Origin of the sequence: Thiocapsa roseopersicina (assembly GCF_900106925.1) — a bacterium.
Lineage (GTDB): Bacteria > Pseudomonadota > Gammaproteobacteria > Chromatiales > Chromatiaceae > Thiocapsa > Thiocapsa roseopersicina.
The window spans coordinates 181236-197128 of record NZ_FNNZ01000003.1; the positions used below are offsets into that span (position 1 = coordinate 181236).

Annotated in this window: 17 protein-coding genes; 9 read left to right on the forward strand and 8 right to left on the reverse strand. The window is 63.8% G+C overall.

Features of this window, described 5'->3' with window-relative positions; genetic code table 11:
* Positions 1-183: 183 nt before the first annotated feature.
* Both BLV04_RS05045 and BLV04_RS05050 read right to left on the reverse strand, forming a co-directional pair.
* Positions 184-990: an Rpn family recombination-promoting nuclease/putative transposase gene (locus tag BLV04_RS05045; protein WP_093028750.1), complete on the reverse strand. Its 807-nt coding sequence runs from the start codon at positions 988-990 to the stop codon at positions 184-186.
* 212 nt (positions 991-1202) lie between these two features.
* Complete coding sequence (locus tag BLV04_RS05050) at positions 1203-1595, reverse strand: helix-turn-helix domain-containing protein (protein WP_245731724.1); 393 nt, start codon at positions 1593-1595, stop codon at positions 1203-1205.
* 39 nt (positions 1596-1634) lie between these two features.
* Between BLV04_RS05050 and BLV04_RS26050 the strand changes: the two genes are divergently transcribed.
* The 3 genes from BLV04_RS26050 (at position 1635) to BLV04_RS05065 (ending at position 2824) form a co-directional block, all read left to right on the forward strand.
* Positions 1635-1778 (forward strand): hypothetical protein, encoded by a 144-nt coding sequence (locus BLV04_RS26050; RefSeq protein WP_371828630.1) that lies wholly within the window; start codon positions 1635-1637, stop codon positions 1776-1778.
* Positions 1765-2016: a type II toxin-antitoxin system RelE family toxin gene (locus BLV04_RS05060; protein ID WP_093028752.1), complete on the forward strand. Its 252-nt coding sequence runs from the start codon at positions 1765-1767 to the stop codon at positions 2014-2016. Before BLV04_RS26050 ends, BLV04_RS05060 begins: the two co-directional genes overlap by 14 nt.
* A 217-nt stretch (positions 2017-2233) precedes the next feature.
* On the forward strand, positions 2234-2824 hold the full coding sequence (locus BLV04_RS05065) for a DUF3782 domain-containing protein (RefSeq protein WP_245731726.1): 591 nt from the start codon (positions 2234-2236) through the stop codon (positions 2822-2824).
* Between the two features lie 220 nt (positions 2825-3044).
* On the opposite strand, the gene BLV04_RS05070 is transcribed toward BLV04_RS05065, so the two are convergent.
* A complete protein-coding gene (locus tag BLV04_RS05070) occupies positions 3045-3398 on the reverse strand; it encodes a hypothetical protein (RefSeq protein WP_093028754.1) in 354 nt (117 codons plus the stop codon).
* A gap of 298 nt (positions 3399-3696) precedes the next feature.
* Here BLV04_RS05070 and BLV04_RS05075 point away from each other — a divergent pair, with 298 nt between their 5' ends.
* Positions 3697-4776, forward strand: a complete 1080-nt coding sequence (locus BLV04_RS05075; protein ID WP_093028756.1) for a 3-deoxy-7-phosphoheptulonate synthase — start codon at positions 3697-3699, stop codon at positions 4774-4776.
* A gap of 373 nt (positions 4777-5149) precedes the next feature.
* On the opposite strand, the gene folE is transcribed toward BLV04_RS05075, so the two are convergent.
* The gene (gene folE / locus BLV04_RS05080) at positions 5150-5788 is read right to left on the reverse strand and encodes a GTP cyclohydrolase I FolE (RefSeq protein WP_093028758.1); all 639 of its coding nucleotides are present in this window, start codon (positions 5786-5788) and stop codon (positions 5150-5152) included.
* A gap of 497 nt (positions 5789-6285) precedes the next feature.
* Between folE and BLV04_RS05085 the strand changes: the two genes are divergently transcribed.
* Genes BLV04_RS05085 through BLV04_RS05105 form a run of 5 tightly spaced genes read left to right on the forward strand, consistent with a single transcriptional unit; the run spans position 6286 to position 12027 of the window.
* Positions 6286-8061 (forward strand): N-acetylglutaminylglutamine amidotransferase, encoded by a 1776-nt coding sequence (locus BLV04_RS05085; RefSeq protein WP_093028760.1) that lies wholly within the window; start codon positions 6286-6288, stop codon positions 8059-8061.
* Between the two features lie 20 nt (positions 8062-8081).
* Entirely contained in the window at positions 8082-9812 is a 1731-nt protein-coding gene (gene ngg / locus BLV04_RS05090; RefSeq protein WP_093029013.1) for an N-acetylglutaminylglutamine synthetase, read from the forward strand.
* Positions 9809-10918, forward strand: a complete 1110-nt coding sequence (locus BLV04_RS05095; RefSeq protein WP_093028762.1) for an osmoprotectant NAGGN system M42 family peptidase — start codon at positions 9809-9811, stop codon at positions 10916-10918. Before ngg ends, BLV04_RS05095 begins: the two co-directional genes overlap by 4 nt.
* Positions 10919-10922: 4 nt before the next feature.
* A complete protein-coding gene (locus BLV04_RS05100; RefSeq protein WP_093029017.1) occupies positions 10923-11300 on the forward strand; it encodes a CidA/LrgA family protein in 378 nt (125 codons plus the stop codon).
* Complete coding sequence (locus BLV04_RS05105) at positions 11284-12027, forward strand: LrgB family protein (protein ID WP_093029015.1); 744 nt, start codon at positions 11284-11286, stop codon at positions 12025-12027. Before BLV04_RS05100 ends, BLV04_RS05105 begins: the two co-directional genes overlap by 17 nt.
* Before the next feature lie 116 nt (positions 12028-12143).
* Here BLV04_RS05105 and BLV04_RS05110 read toward each other — a convergent pair whose 3' ends face one another.
* The 4 genes from BLV04_RS05110 to BLV04_RS05125 form a co-directional block, all read right to left on the reverse strand.
* Positions 12144-12335: a YgaP family membrane protein gene (locus BLV04_RS05110; RefSeq protein WP_093028764.1), complete on the reverse strand. Its 192-nt coding sequence runs from the start codon at positions 12333-12335 to the stop codon at positions 12144-12146.
* A 222-nt stretch (positions 12336-12557) separates the two neighbouring features.
* Positions 12558-13841, reverse strand: coding sequence for a TRAP transporter large permease (locus tag BLV04_RS05115; protein WP_093028766.1), 1284 nt, complete (start codon positions 13839-13841; stop codon positions 12558-12560).
* Positions 13838-14554, reverse strand: a complete 717-nt coding sequence (locus BLV04_RS05120; protein ID WP_093028768.1) for a TRAP transporter small permease — start codon at positions 14552-14554, stop codon at positions 13838-13840. Before BLV04_RS05120 ends, BLV04_RS05115 begins: the two co-directional genes overlap by 4 nt.
* Positions 14555-14666: 112 nt before the next feature.
* Entirely contained in the window at positions 14667-15674 is a 1008-nt protein-coding gene (locus BLV04_RS05125) for a TRAP transporter substrate-binding protein (protein WP_245731728.1), read from the reverse strand.
* Positions 15675-15893 lie beyond the last annotated feature (219 nt).

The window sequence follows — 15893 nt, forward strand, 5'->3', positions numbered from 1 at the left end:
CGTGCGAGGCTCAATGCACCGCCGGCGGGTGTTGCGCTTCCTATCGTCAGCGCAACCTACGGGTGCGCCACGGGCCGCGGGATGATAGGGGGCAGCGCGTCTCGCCCACGCTGTGCCCGCTGGGCGGCTTGCGCACCCGCACGGCCGGTTGGTGGACGCAACGCCCTTTTCTCGGACAGCCGCTCAGCCGTCCTTTTGCTGCTGCAGGAGTGCCTTGAGGCGTGCGACCTCGGCGAGCGCGGCTTCCTTGGCTTGTCGCTCGGCTTCTTTGGCAGCACGCTCTTTCTCCAGCTCCTGTTGGATGGAGCGCTGCTGGCGCAGGAACTCTTGACGCGCTTGGTAGGCGTGATAGGCGCGGTCTTTCTCGGAGAAGGCGGTCAAGGTGCTCATGGCTTGCCTCATCACAGGGGTTTGCATCCAATCGGGGAGCTTCTTGTCATCGAGGCGTTCGGCCTCGTTGAAGAATTTCAGCCAGCGTTGTTGTTCGGTTTCGACCTGCTGGACGGCGAATTTGTTCAGCTCGAAGATCCAAATGCCGCCGTGGTCGAGCAAATCCTGTCCCCGATCATCGCGCATCCGATAGCGGTGCGCATAGTCCGAAGTGTCGTCGCGCAGGGTTTGATCGAGCAGCCAGATCGCATAGGTCGGTTTGAGGATGCTGTAGTCTTGGCCGCGACGCAGTTGTCGGCGGTAGAGGTCCGCCCAGCCGTAGAGCATGCGCGCGGTCAGATCCGCATAGACCGACAACTGGATCTCGACCTGAAAGACCCGGCCGGCGGCATCGCGGGCTTTCACGTCGACGATGGTGAGCTTGTCTTTGAGGGTTTCCTGCGGGTTGTAGGGATCGAGGATTTGCACCTCGACCACCGGACTGGGAAGCGTCTCGGTCAGCATCGCATTGAGAAAATCGATGAGCAGCGCGCGGTTCTCCTCCGCGCCCAGCAGGGCCTTGAAGACGCAGTCGACTTTTGGGTTGATCCGGTGTTGCATGCGGAGAGTGTACGGTTGGCGGGTGGCATGGGCAATACCGAGAGCCCAACCGACGGGTGCGGAGTCTTAGTGTAGGTCGAAGGTCGCATCGAGGGCGACGTCGGCCTTGTTCGTCGCTCAAGCCGGGCCGGCACGTAGCGCGGATCGCCAGGAGCATGCGCGACACCGCGGAGCGGGTGTAACGAGAACGTCGCTCTGAGCCGGTTGCCGGCTCAGGCTGCGTCGTGTAGGACCTTCGCGACAGCTTCGGGCATGCGAGCAATCACACGTAAGTAGCTCTTGGCGGCCGTATCCGGTGCCTTGCGCCCCTGTTCCCAATCACGAAGAGATTCGGCGGGGATGCCGAATTGCTCTGCAAAGTTCTGCTGAGAGAGGCCGGTTGCAGCCCGGGCGCGGCGCGCCAACATCGCCCCGAAACCGCGCTCGAACTCGTCGTCGGAGAGCGGAGTATCGGGTTCAGGTTCAACGGCGTGTGCAGTGGTATCGTCGTGTTTCGCGATCATTTGCTTGTCGGGATCGAACTCGATATCCATGTCGAGACTATGTGGTATCAGTGCTCGGGGAGCAAGGGGATCGGGAATCCGGATCTTGAACCTGCGTTGCATCAGGCGCTCTGACTCAAGGTCGCGAGCACCCGTCGCAGCATGTCGGAGATCGTCAACGACGCCATTCGTGAGGCCCTGCGCGAGGACCAGGAAGACCTGGCCGCTTTTGTCGAGCGCGTCGGCGAGCCGAGCCTCAGTTACGAAGAGTTCCTCGCCCAGCTCAAAGTCGATGGCACGCTATGAGCTGAGCTTCCGATCCGGAGTCGCAAAGAATCTGCGCGGGATCCCTCGAGCCGACGTTGCGCGCATCATGGCCCGGATCGAAGGCTTGCGCGAGGAGCCGCGCCCACCAGGCTGTGAGAGGCTCTCCGCCCAAGAGCGTTATCGCGTGCGACAGGGACGCTATCGTATCCTCTACACGATTGATGATCCGGAGCGGGTTGCGGAGGTCGTGAAGGTGGGTCACCGTCGCGAGGTCTAACGCGAATCCGATTGAGTGGCCAGCCTGTTCGCAGGCATCGCTCGTGACTCGGGTCAAGCCGGCAGGTGGCGCGGAGCGCCGGGGGATGCGCGACACCGCCGCGGAGCGGTGTCACGAGTACTTAGGGTTTTCTAACGCGTACTTGGGGTCTTGAGTGGCCCGTCGCACGACCGAGCGCGGCCATGGCGGGCCTTGTCGAGACGACCGGCCGAAAGCGATGCCGGCGATTTTCCCGAAGCGGCAATACCCCGGGATCGACGACTTGCAGTCGTCTTCTTCTGCAGGCATCGATAGTCCGTACCCTCGATCTCGACTTGACGATCCCGGACGGCATAAGCATCGTTCAGTGTATTCTGTTCCGAGTTTCAATCGCCGCATCGACGCGAGGGCACTGATCATGACTACCACGGCAGAGGAGGTTTGGGGATTGTTGCGGGAGTTGGCTCAATCGCAGCAGGAAACCGATCGCCGCATGAAAGACACCGATCGCCAAATCCGAGAGCTCGGCAAGCAGATTGGCGGCCTAGGCGAGAAATTCGGCAGCTTCACCGAAGGTCTGGCGTTGCCCTCGATGGAAAACATCCTGCGCACACGCTTCGGCATGGAAGTGGTCAGCCCCAGCGTGCGCGTCACCAAAGACGGTCGGCACCTGGAGATCTATGTGCTCTCCTATGCCAACGGTCCGATCAATGCGGCTTACGTGGTGGAGGCGAAGAGCCACGCGCGCGAGGAGTCGATTACCCAAATGAAGGCGTTGCTGGCGCGTTTTCGGCAATTTTTTCCCGAGCATAGCGGTAAGCGGCTTTAAGGCATCCTCGCCGCCGTGGATCTCTCCGCCGATCTGCGCGAGCAGGCGCTGCGAGAAGGCTTCCATGTGGCCCGCATCCATGACCAGGTCTTCGAGCTTGATGTCCCCGCGGATTTTCAGCCGATCGCGTATTGACTGATACCGGATTGTGTCACCAGGTCCGGCGGGTTCGGATCGCGCGCTTCGAGTTGTTCTAATGAGCGAGGCCCGGAAAGAGTCTTTATAGCCATTTGCCGGCGGCGATGATGAGCGCGGCGATGGTTGTGATGAAGCCGATCAGCCACATGAACTGATGGTCGTGGCGCTTGATGAGATCCTCGAAGCGTTTGTCGCTTTGGTCGAAGCGTCGTTCCATTTGCTCAAAGCGTCGTTCCATCTGCTCGAAGCGCTTCTCCATCTGCTCGAATCCCTGCCGCATCAGCTCGCCCTGATGTTTGAGCGCCTCCTCGACCCGCACCATGCGCTCGCGCAGCTCGATCTCATAGACGAATGAGGGTTTGCCGAGGCTCTGCTCGGCGAGCCACTCGCCCATGTGGGCTTTGATGAACTGAATATCGTCCTGGGAAAGGGCCATGGTGACCTCCGTTACAGTACCGCCGGGCTTAACCTTAGACAGCATCATCAACCGGCGACGTGGATTGTGCAATAACCGGTAGCGTGAGGGGCAATAGCGGTTTTCTCGACATCGTCCGGTAGGGTGGGCGAGCGAAACCGCACTCCATCGCGGCCTGCGCGGAGGCTGGGGTGGACTGCGCGGCGCTTGTCCACCCAACGGTTTTCTCATGGACAGGGATCCGCGGTACCGCGGAGAATCCTCATGCCCGGCCGTCGTGGCGACGAGACCCCGGCCCTTCGTTTGAATTCTAAGGTGAATGCCCGTGCAGAAAACGGAAAACCTCAACGTCAGCGGCTTCGATCCGATGCCTTCGCCGCTGGAGATCCATCGTGCCGTGCCGATCTCGGATCAGGCATCGGCGACCGTGCTCGAAGGTCGCGAGACCCTGCAGGCGATCCTGGATCGGCGTGATCCTCGGATCTTTGTCGTCGTCGGGCCTTGCTCGATCCACGACCCGGTCGCCGGCCTGGATTACGCCCGGCGGCTCAAGGTTCTGGCCGATGCGGTCTCGGACCGCCTGGTGTTGGCGATGCGGGTCTATTTCCAGAAGCCGCGGACGACCACCGGATGGAAGGGCTACATCAACGATCCGAACCTGAACGACACCTTCAGCATCGCCGAGGGCATGGCGAAGGCGCGGCAATTCCTGCTCGAGGTCACCGAGCTGGGTTTGCCCACCGCGACCGAGGCGCTCGATTCCATCGCTCCGCAATACCTGTGGGACCTGATCTGTTGGACGGCCATCGGCGCGCGGACCTCGGAGTCGCAAACCCATCGCGAGATGTCCTCCGGGCTGTCGACCCCGGTCGGCTTCAAGAACGGCACGGACGGCTCGGTCGACACCGCGATCAATGCGATCCTCTCGGCGGCCCAGCCGCACAGCTTTTTGGGGATCAATGCCCAAGGCTTGACCAGTGTCGTCAGGACCCGCGGCAACCGCTACGGTCATCTGGTGCTGCGCGGCGGCGGCAATCGACCCAACTACGACACCGTCAGCGTCGCCATGGCCGAGGAGGCGCTGAGCAAGGCCGGCCTGCCCGCAAACATCGTGATCGACTGCTCTCATGCCAACAGCTTCAAGCGACCGGAGCTTCAGCCGCTGGTGATGCACGATTGCGTGAACCAGATCGCCGGGGGAAATCGCTCGATCGTTGGCCTGATGGTGGAGAGCTTCATCGAGGCCGGACAACAAGCGATCCCGGCCGACCTCGGGCAGCTGCGATACGGCTGCTCGGTGACCGACGCCTGTGTCGACTGGCCGACCACCGAGCGCATGATCCGCGATGCACACGCCGCGCTGCCCGACGCCGTGCTGTCGCGGCGCATGCTCGGCTAGCTTGGAGATCCATCGAATTGATGAGCAAGGAGATGCAGAGACGCGCCGAATCCGCGATTCGGGGAGCGCAAGTATCGAACAACCCAACCCATTGATGGCGAGCGCGGCGTGCCGCGTTCCGGCAGTTCCGGCAGTTCGTAACGAGCGCCAAAGGCGCGACCGATGTCAGCCCGGGGCAACGCCCCGGGGTTTCCGGGGAAGGGCTGTGGGTTGCGCCGAGCCGTGCGAGCCACAACCGACCGTCGGCGGAGGTTGTGCTTCCTACCGTCAGCACAACCTACGGGTCCGGAATTTTCCAGAAATTACCTGATCGGTTCTCACACAACGAACGCACGGGGTGGCGCGCCTGTTGTCGCCTTGGCCCGCGTTCGCGTCATCCCTTGATAAACGACATGAACTCGGAGCGCGTGCGCGGATCGGTCTCGAAGGTGCCGCGCATGGCACTGGAGACGGTCGAGCTGCGTTGTTTCTGTACGCCCCGCATCATCATGCAGGTGTGACTGGCCTCCATCACGACGGCGACACCGTGTGCGCCGAGATGCTCCATGAGGGCATCGGCGACCTGGCTGGTCAGGCGTTCCTGGACCTGCAGACGGCGCGCGAAGACGTCGACTACGCGGGCGATCTTGCTCAGGCCGACGACCTTGCCGTCGGGCAGATAGCCGACATGGGCATGGCCGAAGAAGGGCAGCATGTGGTGCTCGCACATCGAATAGAACTCGATGTCGCGCACGACCACCATCTCCTTGACGTCTTCCGCGAAGAGCGCCTTCTTGATGATCTCCTCGGCGGACATGGAATAGCCGCTGGTGAGGAAGTCCATGGCCTTGGCGACGCGCAAGGGAGTGCGGCGTAGACCCTCGCGATCCGGGTCTTCGCCGATCTCGCCGAGCATGCTTTTGACCAAAGCCTCTTTGCGCGCGTCGTAGACCTCGTCGTCGGATTCCGCTTCGAAGCTGGTGGCGTAATGGCTATTGGTGAAAACCTGAGTGAGCTTGGGTTTCTCTGCCATGGTGTTGCCTAAATGGTCCTGGTGATGTGATCCGGGAGGCGTCTATCGGAGCGCTGCCGGATACCGACTTGAACAGATGCTGGACAAGAGGGTGGGGCCGCGCCGGACAAATGGAACTAGGCGACCCGCGGCGTCCGTTCGGCAGGCCTCCCGGCGCTCCGGTGGTGGTCGCGCGGTGGCCAGAAGCCACCGCATTCGTTATCATCTATGCGTGTTCATCGTGAATTTCCAGATCCGCGGGCGAACGGCCATGCCGATTCCGCAGATCTTCCCAGCCCGCTTCCGCATCGCCTTCGCACGGCGCCGCATCTGTGTTTCGGACCCCTGCGTCGGGTTCGATCCCTAATCGCGCTGCATCAAAAGCCCGCCCCGCCCGAATCGATTTCGTGCCATCCGAGTGCAGCGGCCGAGCCAGGGCGACGCCGGCGCACGACCCCCGTGCCCTTGCGTTCGCCAGCCGATGGCCTCCTGTACTCCGGACCTCAAGGAGACCCCCCATGTGTGGACTTTGCGGTGAAATCCGCTTCGACGACAACCCGATCGACCTCGGCGCCTTGAGCGCCATGAGTGCGGCCATCATTCCCCGCGGCCCGGACGGCGACGGCCTCTGGCAGCAGGGACGGGTCGCGCTCGCGCATCGCCGACTCTCGATCATCGACCTAAGCAACCATGCGGCGCAACCCATGGTGGACAGCGAGCTGGGTCTCTCGATCGCCTTCAACGGGTGCATCTACAACTACAAGGAGCTGCACGCCGAGCTGGAAGGCAAGGGCTATCGGTTCTTCTCGCAAGGCGACACCGAGGTGGTCCTGAAGGCGTTTCATGCCTGGGGCGATGCCTGCGTGGATCGCTTCCACGGCATGTTCGCCTTCGCCGTCGCCGACCGGGACTCCGGTCGCCTGACCCTGGTGCGCGACCGTCTCGGGATCAAGCCGCTCTATTACGCCGAGGTGCCGGGCGGACTGCGCTTCGCCTCGACCTTGCCGGCGGTGCTCGCGGGCGGCGGTGTCTCCACCGAGATCGACCCGGTCGCCCTGCACCATTACATGCACTTTCATGCCGTGGTCCCGGCGCCGCACACCATATTGAGCGGCGTGCGCAAGCTCGCCCCCGCGACGATACGGACCATCGAGCCGGACGGACGCCAGCGCGATCGCTGCTACTGGGATATCAGCTTCGCGCCCCGCCCCGAAGAACGCGGCCTGTCCTTCGAGGATTGGCAAGAGCTCACCCTGTCGGCGCTGCGCACCGCGGTCGCGCGCCGTCTGGTGGCGGATGTCGATGTCGGCGTCCTGCTGTCCGGCGGGTTGGATTCGAGTCTCATCGTGGCCCTCTTGGCCGAGCAAGGCCAACGCGGCATCAACACCTTCTCGGTCGGCTTCGAGACCGTCGGTTCCGAGGTGGGCGACGAGTTTCAGTACTCGGACATCATCGCCGACACCTTCGCCACGCGGCATCACAAGATCCGGGTCGACTCGGCTTCGCGTCTCCTACCCGAGCTGCCCAACTGCGTGCGCGCCATGGCCGAGCCCATGGTCAGCCACGACGTCATCGGCTTCTATTTGCTCTCTCAAGAGGTCGCCAAGCATGTGAAGGTGGTCCAGAGCGGGCAGGGCGCGGACGAGGTCTTCGCCGGCTATCACTGGTACCCGCCGATGCTCGGCAGCACCGATCCGGTCGGCGACTATGCCCAAGCCTTCTGCGACCGCACGCACGAGGACTATCGGCGTGCGGTCGATCCGCGGTTCCACGGCGAGGACGCGAGCCGTGCCTTCATCGCCGCGCATTTCGCCCGCGCCGGTGCCGATGCGCCGGTCGACAAGGCGTTGCGGATCGACCAGCAGATCATGTTGGTCGACGACCCGGTCAAGCGCGTCGACAACATGACCATGGCGTGGGGCCTGGAGGCGCGCGTGCCCTTCCTGGACCATGAGCTGGTCGAGCTGGCCGCGCGCATGCCCGATCGGCACAAGCTCTGCGACGAGGGTAAAGGCGTGCTCAAGGCGATCGGACGACGGCTGATCCCGACGTCGGTCATCGACCGGCCCAAAGGCTATTTCCCGGTGCCCGCGCTCAAATATCTGCGCGGCGATGTCTTGGCGACCGTGCGCGATCTGCTGCATTCACCGCGCGCCCGCGAGCGCGGTCTCTTCCAACCGGCCTATCTCGACACCCTGCTGGCCGCGCCGGACGATCACCTCACCCCGCTGCGTGGCTCCAAGCTGTGGCAGGTCGCGCTGTTGGAGATGTGGCTGCAAGAGCAAGGGGTCTGAGGCCAATGAGCAGAGATCGCATGCGACATCGCTTCGAGCGCAGCCGTGCCCCGTCGCTCAAGAACTGGGATCGCCAACCGCGCGCGGATCAGGCGCTCGCTCAGCCCGCGATCGTCGACTGCGGCTGGGGGCGGCTGCTCTTCGGTCAGACTTTCTCGGACCCCAAGGCACTCGCCGTGGCGCTCCAGGAGGAGCACCGCGGCAAGCGCGACGTGGCGCTCTATCTGAGCGATCCCCACGTGGTGCTTTCCTATGCGCCGCGGGATCTGTTCCTGGATCCCTCCCACACCTTTCGCCTCTGGCTCGAGCGCTATCAGTGCTCGCCGCGCCGGCCCAAGGGCTTTCATGTGCGCTTGCTCAACAGTCGCGACGACGCCGAGGCGGTCCACCGACTCTATGTCAGCCGTCGGATGGTGCCGCCGAGCGCGGACTTCATCCGGGAGCAGCGCACCTCCAAGGTCCTGACCTACTGGGTCGCGGAGGAGGAGCAGGACGGCCATATCCTGGGTGCGGTAAACGGCGTGGATCATGTCGCGGCCTTCGCCGATCCCGAGAACGGCGCCAGTCTCTGGGCGCTCGCGGTCGATGCCCAGGCGCCTTATCCGGGCGTGGGGGATAGCTTGGTGCGACAGGTGATCGAGTATTATCAGGCGCGCGGTCGCGGTTTTCTGGACCTTTCGGTCATCCACGACAACACCCAGGCCATCCGGCTCTATCGCAAGCTCGGCTTCGAGCGGATCCCGGCCTTCGCGCTCAAGAACAAGAACGCCTTCAACGAGCCGCTCTTCATGGGTCAACAGCCCGAGGCCAAGCTCAATCCCTACGCGACAATTATCGTCGACGAGGCGCGTCGGCGCGGGATCGCGATCGAGGTGCTCGATGCGGAGGGCGGCTACTTTGCCTTGGTGCTCGGCGGGCGTCGGATCGTCTGTCGCGAGAGTCTGAGCGAGCTCACCAGCGCCGTGGCCATGAGCCGCTGCGACGATAAGGCGGTCACCCATCGCCTGTTGCGCAGCGCCGGTCTGCGGGTCCCGGAGCAGACGCGTTTCGAGGCGTTGGATCAGGCCGAGGCGTTTCTCGCCAAGCTCGGCCGCCTGGTCGTCAAACCCGTGCGCGGCGAGCAGGGTGCCGGGATCAGTGTCGACGTGCGCGATCCCGAGACACTCGAGCGTGCGATCGCCGCGGCGCGGCGGGTCTGTGACCAGGTCATCCTGGAAGAGTATGTCGCGGGCGAGGATCTGCGCATCATCGTGATCGCGGACCAGGTGGTGGCCGCCGCGATCCGTCGTCCGGCGCAGGTAACCGGGACCGGTCAGCACAGCGTGCGTGACCTCATCCAGGCCCAAAGCCGACGCCGCCGCGCGGCAACCGGCGGGGAGAGCAGCATCCCGCTGGACGACGAGACCAAGCGGTGCGTCGTCTCCGCCGGTTATGACCTGGAGGCGATCCTGCCGGAGGGCGAGGTGCTCGCGGTACGCAAGACCGCGAATCTCCACACCGGCGGGACCATCCACGACGTCACCGCTCAGCTCAATCCCGTGCTCGCCGAGGCCGCTGTTGCCGCGGCGCGGGCGCTGGAGATTCCGGTGACGGGTCTGGATTTCCTTGTCCCTTCGGTGAGCGGGACCGATTATGTGATCATCGAGGCCAACGAGCGGCCCGGCTTGGCCAATCACGAGCCCCAGCCGACCGCCGAGCGTTTCGTCGACCTGCTGTTTCCTCAGACCGCCGCCCGGGAGTCGCTATTTTGAAGTTGCCTGCCATCGATACGCGTTACCTGGTCGAGGTCCTGCTCAAGCTGCTGCATACGCCCAGCCCGTCCGGCTATACGGATCGCGTGGTCCATCTGGTGTGCGAGGAGCTCGAGCGCTTGGAGGTCCCCTTCGAGTTGACCCGTCGGGGCGCCATCCGCGCGACGCTCAAGGGCGAGGTCTCGCAGCCCGATCGCGCCGTCGTGGCACACATCGATACGCTCGGCGCCATGGTGAAGTCGCTCAAGGAGAACGGCCGTCTGCAGCTGGTCCCGGTCGGGCACTGGAATGCGCGTTTTGCCGAGGGCGCGCGCGCGACGCTCTTCACCGACAACTGCCAATGGCGCGGCACCATCCTGCCGCTCAAGGCATCGGGCCACACCTTCGCGCCCGAAATCGACAATCAGCCCGGCGGCTGGGATTTCGTGGAGTTTCGCATCGATGCGCGCGTGCGCGACATCGCCGACCTCCTACGTTTGGGCGTGCATGTCGGTGACTTTCTCGCGATCGATACCAACCCCGAGATCACCGATACCGGGTTCATCAACGCACGCCATCTCGACGACAAGGCCGGCACGGCGGTCCTGCTTGCGGCGATCGAGGCGGTGCGACGCGAGGGGCTGGAGCTGCCGGTCGACTGCCATCCGCTCTTCACCATCTCCGAGGAGGTGGGGTCCGGGGCGTCCGCAGCGCTCCAGCAGGATGTCGCCGAGATGCTGACCATCGACAACGGCACGACCGCTCCCGGGCAGAATTCGAGCGAATTCGGCGTCACCATCGCCATGGCGGATGAGGTCGGCCCCTTCGATTATCACCTGACCCATCGCATCATCCAGCTCTGCCAGGAGTTCGCGATCCCGCATCAGCGCGACGTCTTCAAGTACTATCGCTCCGACAGCGCCGCGGCCCTGACGGCCGGCAACGACGTGCGCACAGCGCTCGTGACCTTCGGTGTGGATGCCTCGCACGGCTATGAGCGCATCCATTTCGATGCCTTGGAGTCGCTCGCCCGGCTCGTGAGCGTCTACATGCAGGGGCCGCCCTTGTTCAGCCGCGATCGCTTCGAGATGGGTCCGCGCACGGGCTTCCCGATCCAGCCCGGATGAGACGATGCTGCACGCCCTGACCTTGATCCTGCTGTGCCAGCTCGCCGGCGAGACCGTCGTCTTGCTGACCGGGTTGCCCGTCCCGGGACCTGTTCTCGGGATGTTGCTGCTGCTGGGGTGGCTGTTCCTGCGCGGCGGGATCTCGGAGGAGGTCGGGCGCACGGCCGATACGCTGCTTGCGCATTTCTCGCTCTTGTTCGTCCCGGCCGGGGTCGGCGTCATGCTGCACTGGGAGCGTATTCAGGGCCAGTGGCCGGCCATCGCCGCGGCATTGCTGCTCGGGACACTCGTCACGCTGGCGGTCACCGCATTGACGATGGCCGGTGCGCAACGGCTACTCGCGACCGTCGGCCGGCGTCGGCGGGGTGCTGCCGGTGACTGAAACACCCTTCACCGAGATCTGGGTCTATCTCTCGGCCTCGCCGCTGCTCTGGCTCACGGCGACCTTGGTCTGTTATCTGGCGGCTGATCGGCTCTACCGCTTCGGGCGCGGCAGCCCGCTCCTGAATCCGGTCGCGGTGGCGGTCGCACTTTTGATCGGTATCCTGACGGTGACCGGGACGCCCTACGCCGTCTACTTCGACGGAGCCCAATTCGTTCACTTCCTGCTCGGTCCGGCGACGGTCTCGCTGGCCATTCCGCTGTATCGGCAGCGCGAGCGGCTCGGGGCGCTCGCCGTACCCATCGGTGCGGCCCTGCTGGTCGGTGTGCTGACGGCGAGTTTGAGTGCGATCGCGCTTGCGGCCTGGCTCGGAGCGGATATCGCCACTCAGATCTCTCTGGCCCCCAAGTCCGTCACGGCACCGGTGGCGATGGGCATCTCGGAGAAGCTCGGCGGTATCCCGTCGCTCACGGCGGTTCTGGTGGTGAGTACCGGCATCGTGGGCGCGGTCTTCGGTACGGGCGTGTTGAGGCTTCTGCGGATTCGCGACGATGCGGTCAAAGGGGTTGCCATGGGCGTCACCTCGCACGGCATCGGGACCGCGCGCGCCTTCCAGGTCAGCCCGACGATGGGTGCCTTCTCGGGTCTGGCGATGGCCCTGTCGGCCTTTCTGACCGCCGCACTGCTGCCTTCGATCTTGGATTGGCTCGGGTTGGTCGGCGGATAAGCGACGATTCAGCTGCGAGGATGGGTTTCGCTGCGCTCTACCCATCCTACATGTTTCGGTTGTTTTTGACTCGTTCCTCGGCGCCGCGGGAACGCGGCGCGCGAGACGAGCGCGAGCTATTGCTTCTCGACCGTGCTCATCGTCATGATGCTGTAGGCCGGGCACGACCGCACGAATGCGGTGCCGATCAGGGCGACGCCGACGAGGGCGAGCCAGCTGCCGGCGAACACACCCCAGAGGATGATCAGGGCGCCGGCGGCAAGGCGAACCTTGCTGTCTTTCTCACCGATGTTTTTGGTCAATTCCATGCGAGGCACCTCTTTCAGTGATGGTCTGTGAGGAATCGATGTCGATCCGACCTCCCATCGCGTGACCGCTTGCGGGCCGAATCGACTCGATTGCGCCGTGACGTCGTCAAGGCGGCGTAACCATACACTTGGCAAGGTTTTAAGGAAACCCCAATCGCAACCATGGAGGACGGCTCCCCGGCGAGGGCGGCGTTTGTCGCCCTCGCCGTATGCACTCGCTCGTCACATCATACCCAGGGTCTTCGGCAGCCACAGCGAGAGGGGCGGCCAGTAGGTGATGATCATCAGGAACACCAACATGGTGAGCAGCCACGGGAAGCAGGCGATGGTGGTCTCGGTCATGCCCAGTCGCGAGATCCCGCTCGCCACATAGAGATTCAGCCCCACTGGCGGGGTGATCATGCCGATCTCCATGTTGACCACGATCATGACGCCGAAGTGGATGGGGTCGATCCCGAGCGCCATCGCCACCGGGAACAGCACCGGGGCCGTGATCAGAATGACGGAGGTCGGCTCCATGATATTGCCGGCCATGAGCAGCAGAACGTTGACGGCCAGGAGGAAGCCGATGGGCCCGAGTCCGGTGTCGACCATCCATTGCGCGAGCTCTTGGGGGATGTTCTCGTAGGTCAGCAGGAAGGAGAAGAGTACCGCATTGGTGATGATGTAGAGCAACATCGCCGACATGTTGGCCGAGTCCAGCAACACCTTGGGTACTCGGCTCAGGGGCATATCCTTATACACGAAGACCGCGATCACGAAGGCATAGACTGCGCTCATGGCGGCGGCCTCGGTGGGCGTGAAGATCCCCGAGTAGATCCCGCCCATCACCAGGATGATCAGCAGCAGACCCCAGACCGATTTACGCCAGTACCGGAAGCGGGTCGCCCAGCTCGCGCGCGGCAGGCGGGGATAATTGTTGCGACGCGCGATCCACCAGGTCGTGACACCCAGCATGAAGGCAAGCACGATGCCCGGGACGACGCCGGCCATGAAGAGTGCACCGACCGAGCTGTTGGTGGAGACGGCGTACATCACCATCACGATGGAGGGCGGGATCAAAATGCCGAGGCCGCCGGACGAGGCGATGACGCCGGTGCCGAACCGCACCGGAAACCCTTGCTTGACCATGGCCGGGAGCAGGATGGCGCCGACCGCCACCACGGTTGCGGGCGAAGACCCCGAGACCGCCGCGAACAGGGCGCAGGCGAACACCGCGGAGAGCCCGAGTCCCCCGTGATAATGGCCGACCATACTGGTGGCGAAGTCGATCATGCGGCGCGCCACGCCACCGTGGGTGAGGAAGTTGCCGGCGAGGATAAAGAAGGGGATCGCCATGATCTCGAACTTCTCGATCCCGGTGAAAAGCTTCAAGGCCACCGACTCGATCGGCACCGAGGTCATGGTGAAGAGATACGTCAGCACCGTGAGGCCCAGGGCGATGGACACCGGCATGCCGGTGAGCATCAGGCCCAGCAAGAGACCGAAGATGATGAGTGCAGTCATGGGCGTTTCTCCCCGCGGTCGTCGGATTCGGGTCCTTGTCCGGGCGTCTGGTCCGGCTTCTCCCGCTCCCCTCCGTGGATATGCTCGCGCTCCTCCGCGAGTCTGACCGCCTCGCCCAGGAAGACCGGCTCCGGCTGGCCGGTGGCCTGCGCGCGCTCCACCTCCTCGTCCAAGCCTTCCACGTGCGCATGCTCGTGGCGCGGCAGCTCACCGGTCCGAATGAACGACCAAGCGACCTGCAGGAATCGGAAACACATCAGGAAGGAGCCGAGCGGGATCGCCAGGTAAACGATCCACACGGGCATCTCCAGATCCGGGGTGATCTGATCCGTGTGCGCGAGGTGCCAGACGAAGTTGGCCCCGAAGCTGCCCACGAGCCCGGTGAAGAGTGCGCCGGCCAGGAGCCCGAAGATGACGAACTTGGAGCGCGCCCACTCCGGTAGATTGATGATCAAGACGTCCACGCCGACATGGATGCCGGTGCGTACGCCGTAAGCCGCCCCGAATTTTGCCATCCACACGAACATGTAGATGCACAACTCCTGGGTCCAGCTCAGATTGATCTCGAAGAGCCAGTCGTAGATGACGTCCCAGCCCCACTCGGCCGACAGGTCCAGACTGTAGCGATGCACCACCGCTACGAAAATCAACAGGGTAGCGGCGCCGATCAGGAAGGTGATCAGCCACTCCTCCAGGCGGTCCAGGACTTTCATCGAGGCGACCTCTGCGGTGGGGCCGGGGTCGTGCCCCGGATGTCGATGGAGAAGGCCGGGCCAAGGGCATGCTGCCCCGGTCCCGGCCTTGACCCGATCGGAAAGGTTCCGATCAGAGCTTGCCCATGTCGTTCCCGGTCGCCTGATAGATGGATTGGATCAGCTCCTTGCCGACCCGGTCTTCCATCTCGCGGTGCACCTTCGCGAGGCGTTTCATCCACTCGGCCTTCTGCTCCGGAGTCAGCTCGATGATCTCGCTCTTGCCGCTCTCCTTGACGGCGGCGAGGGCATCCTCGTTGTCTTGTTTCGCGATCTCGTTGGCGTAGACCGTCGCCTCCGCCATCGCCTCTTCCAAGGCGGTGCGGATATCCGGCGGCAATCCATCCCAGAAGGCCTTGTTCACGATGACCGCATAGCCCAGGTAGCCGTGATCGGATTTGGTCACGTACTTCTGAACCTCGTGCATCTTCTGGGTGTAGAGGTTCGAGGGCGGATTCTCGGTGCCGTCCACCACGCCGGTCTGGAGGGCTTGGTACACCTCGGAGAAGGCCATGACCTGGGGGCTGGCGCCGAGTGCGCGCATCTGCTCGTCGAGCACCTTGGAGGATTGGATGCGCATCTTCATGCCGCGGAAGTCTTTGGGCTCCTGCAGCGGCTTGTTGGCGCTCATGACCTTGAAGCCGTTGTCCCAGAAGGCCAGGCCCAACACGCCCTTGTCGCTCAGCTTGCCGAGCAGCTCGTCGCCGATCGGCCCCTCGGTGACCGTGTGAAGCTGGTCGTAGCCGTCGAAGATGAAGGGAAGATCGAAGACCTCGAACTCCTTGACGCCGAGCGGGCCGAATTTGGCGAGGGACGGGGCGAGCATCTGGACCGCGCCGAGCTGAAGCGCTTCGACCTCCTCTTTGTCCTTGTAGAGGGTGCTGTTGGGATAGACGGTGACCTCGACGCGGCCGTCGGTCTTCTCCTTGGCCAGCTCGGCGAAACGCTCGGCGGCTTTGCCCTTGGGCGTGTCCGCGGCCACAACGTGGCTGAATTTGATGACGATGGGCTCGTCGGCCTGGACGACTGCGACCGACAGCACACACAGGAGTCCGATCAATAGGGAACCTGATCTCATCATGGTTCGAATCCTCGATTCAGTGATTGGAGCTTGTTTTAGGTATGGCTATCCCGCCGGGGATCGACGTGGGCGACGCCGGACAGGCCTCGTCGGGAATGCCATCGACAGTCGTGAATGAACGCCGGTGCACCGACATCGACCACCGTGGGCTATGGCGGGTCGAGTTTGCACCAGACGCCCCCCTTTGACTACCCCGAATCGCGTCCTCGATCGCGATCG

Coding starts and splice junctions, on each gene's coding strand:
- BLV04_RS05045 (WP_093028750.1), bottom strand. CDS start 990: ATGCAACACCGGATCAACCCAAAAGTCGACTGCGTCTTCAAGGCCCTG.
- BLV04_RS05050 (WP_245731724.1), bottom strand. CDS start 1,595: ATGCAACGCAGGTTCAAGATCCGGATTCCCGATCCCCTTGCTCCCCGA.
- BLV04_RS26050 (WP_371828630.1), top strand. CDS start 1,635: ATGTCGGAGATCGTCAACGACGCCATTCGTGAGGCCCTGCGCGAGGAC.
- BLV04_RS05060 (WP_093028752.1), top strand. CDS start 1,765: ATGGCACGCTATGAGCTGAGCTTCCGATCCGGAGTCGCAAAGAATCTG.
- BLV04_RS05065 (WP_245731726.1), top strand. CDS start 2,234: ATGCCGGCGATTTTCCCGAAGCGGCAATACCCCGGGATCGACGACTTG.
- BLV04_RS05070 (WP_093028754.1), bottom strand. CDS start 3,398: ATGGCCCTTTCCCAGGACGATATTCAGTTCATCAAAGCCCACATGGGC.
- BLV04_RS05075 (WP_093028756.1), top strand. CDS start 3,697: ATGCCCGTGCAGAAAACGGAAAACCTCAACGTCAGCGGCTTCGATCCG.
- folE (WP_093028758.1), bottom strand. CDS start 5,788: ATGGCAGAGAAACCCAAGCTCACTCAGGTTTTCACCAATAGCCATTAC.
- BLV04_RS05085 (WP_093028760.1), top strand. CDS start 6,286: ATGTGTGGACTTTGCGGTGAAATCCGCTTCGACGACAACCCGATCGAC.
- ngg (WP_093029013.1), top strand. CDS start 8,082: ATGCGACATCGCTTCGAGCGCAGCCGTGCCCCGTCGCTCAAGAACTGG.
- BLV04_RS05100 (WP_093029017.1), top strand. CDS start 10,923: ATGCTGCACGCCCTGACCTTGATCCTGCTGTGCCAGCTCGCCGGCGAG.
- BLV04_RS05110 (WP_093028764.1), bottom strand. CDS start 12,335: ATGGAATTGACCAAAAACATCGGTGAGAAAGACAGCAAGGTTCGCCTT.
- BLV04_RS05115 (WP_093028766.1), bottom strand. CDS start 13,841: ATGACTGCACTCATCATCTTCGGTCTCTTGCTGGGCCTGATGCTCACC.
- BLV04_RS05120 (WP_093028768.1), bottom strand. CDS start 14,554: ATGAAAGTCCTGGACCGCCTGGAGGAGTGGCTGATCACCTTCCTGATC.
- BLV04_RS05125 (WP_245731728.1), bottom strand. CDS start 15,674: ATGATGAGATCAGGTTCCCTATTGATCGGACTCCTGTGTGTGCTGTCG.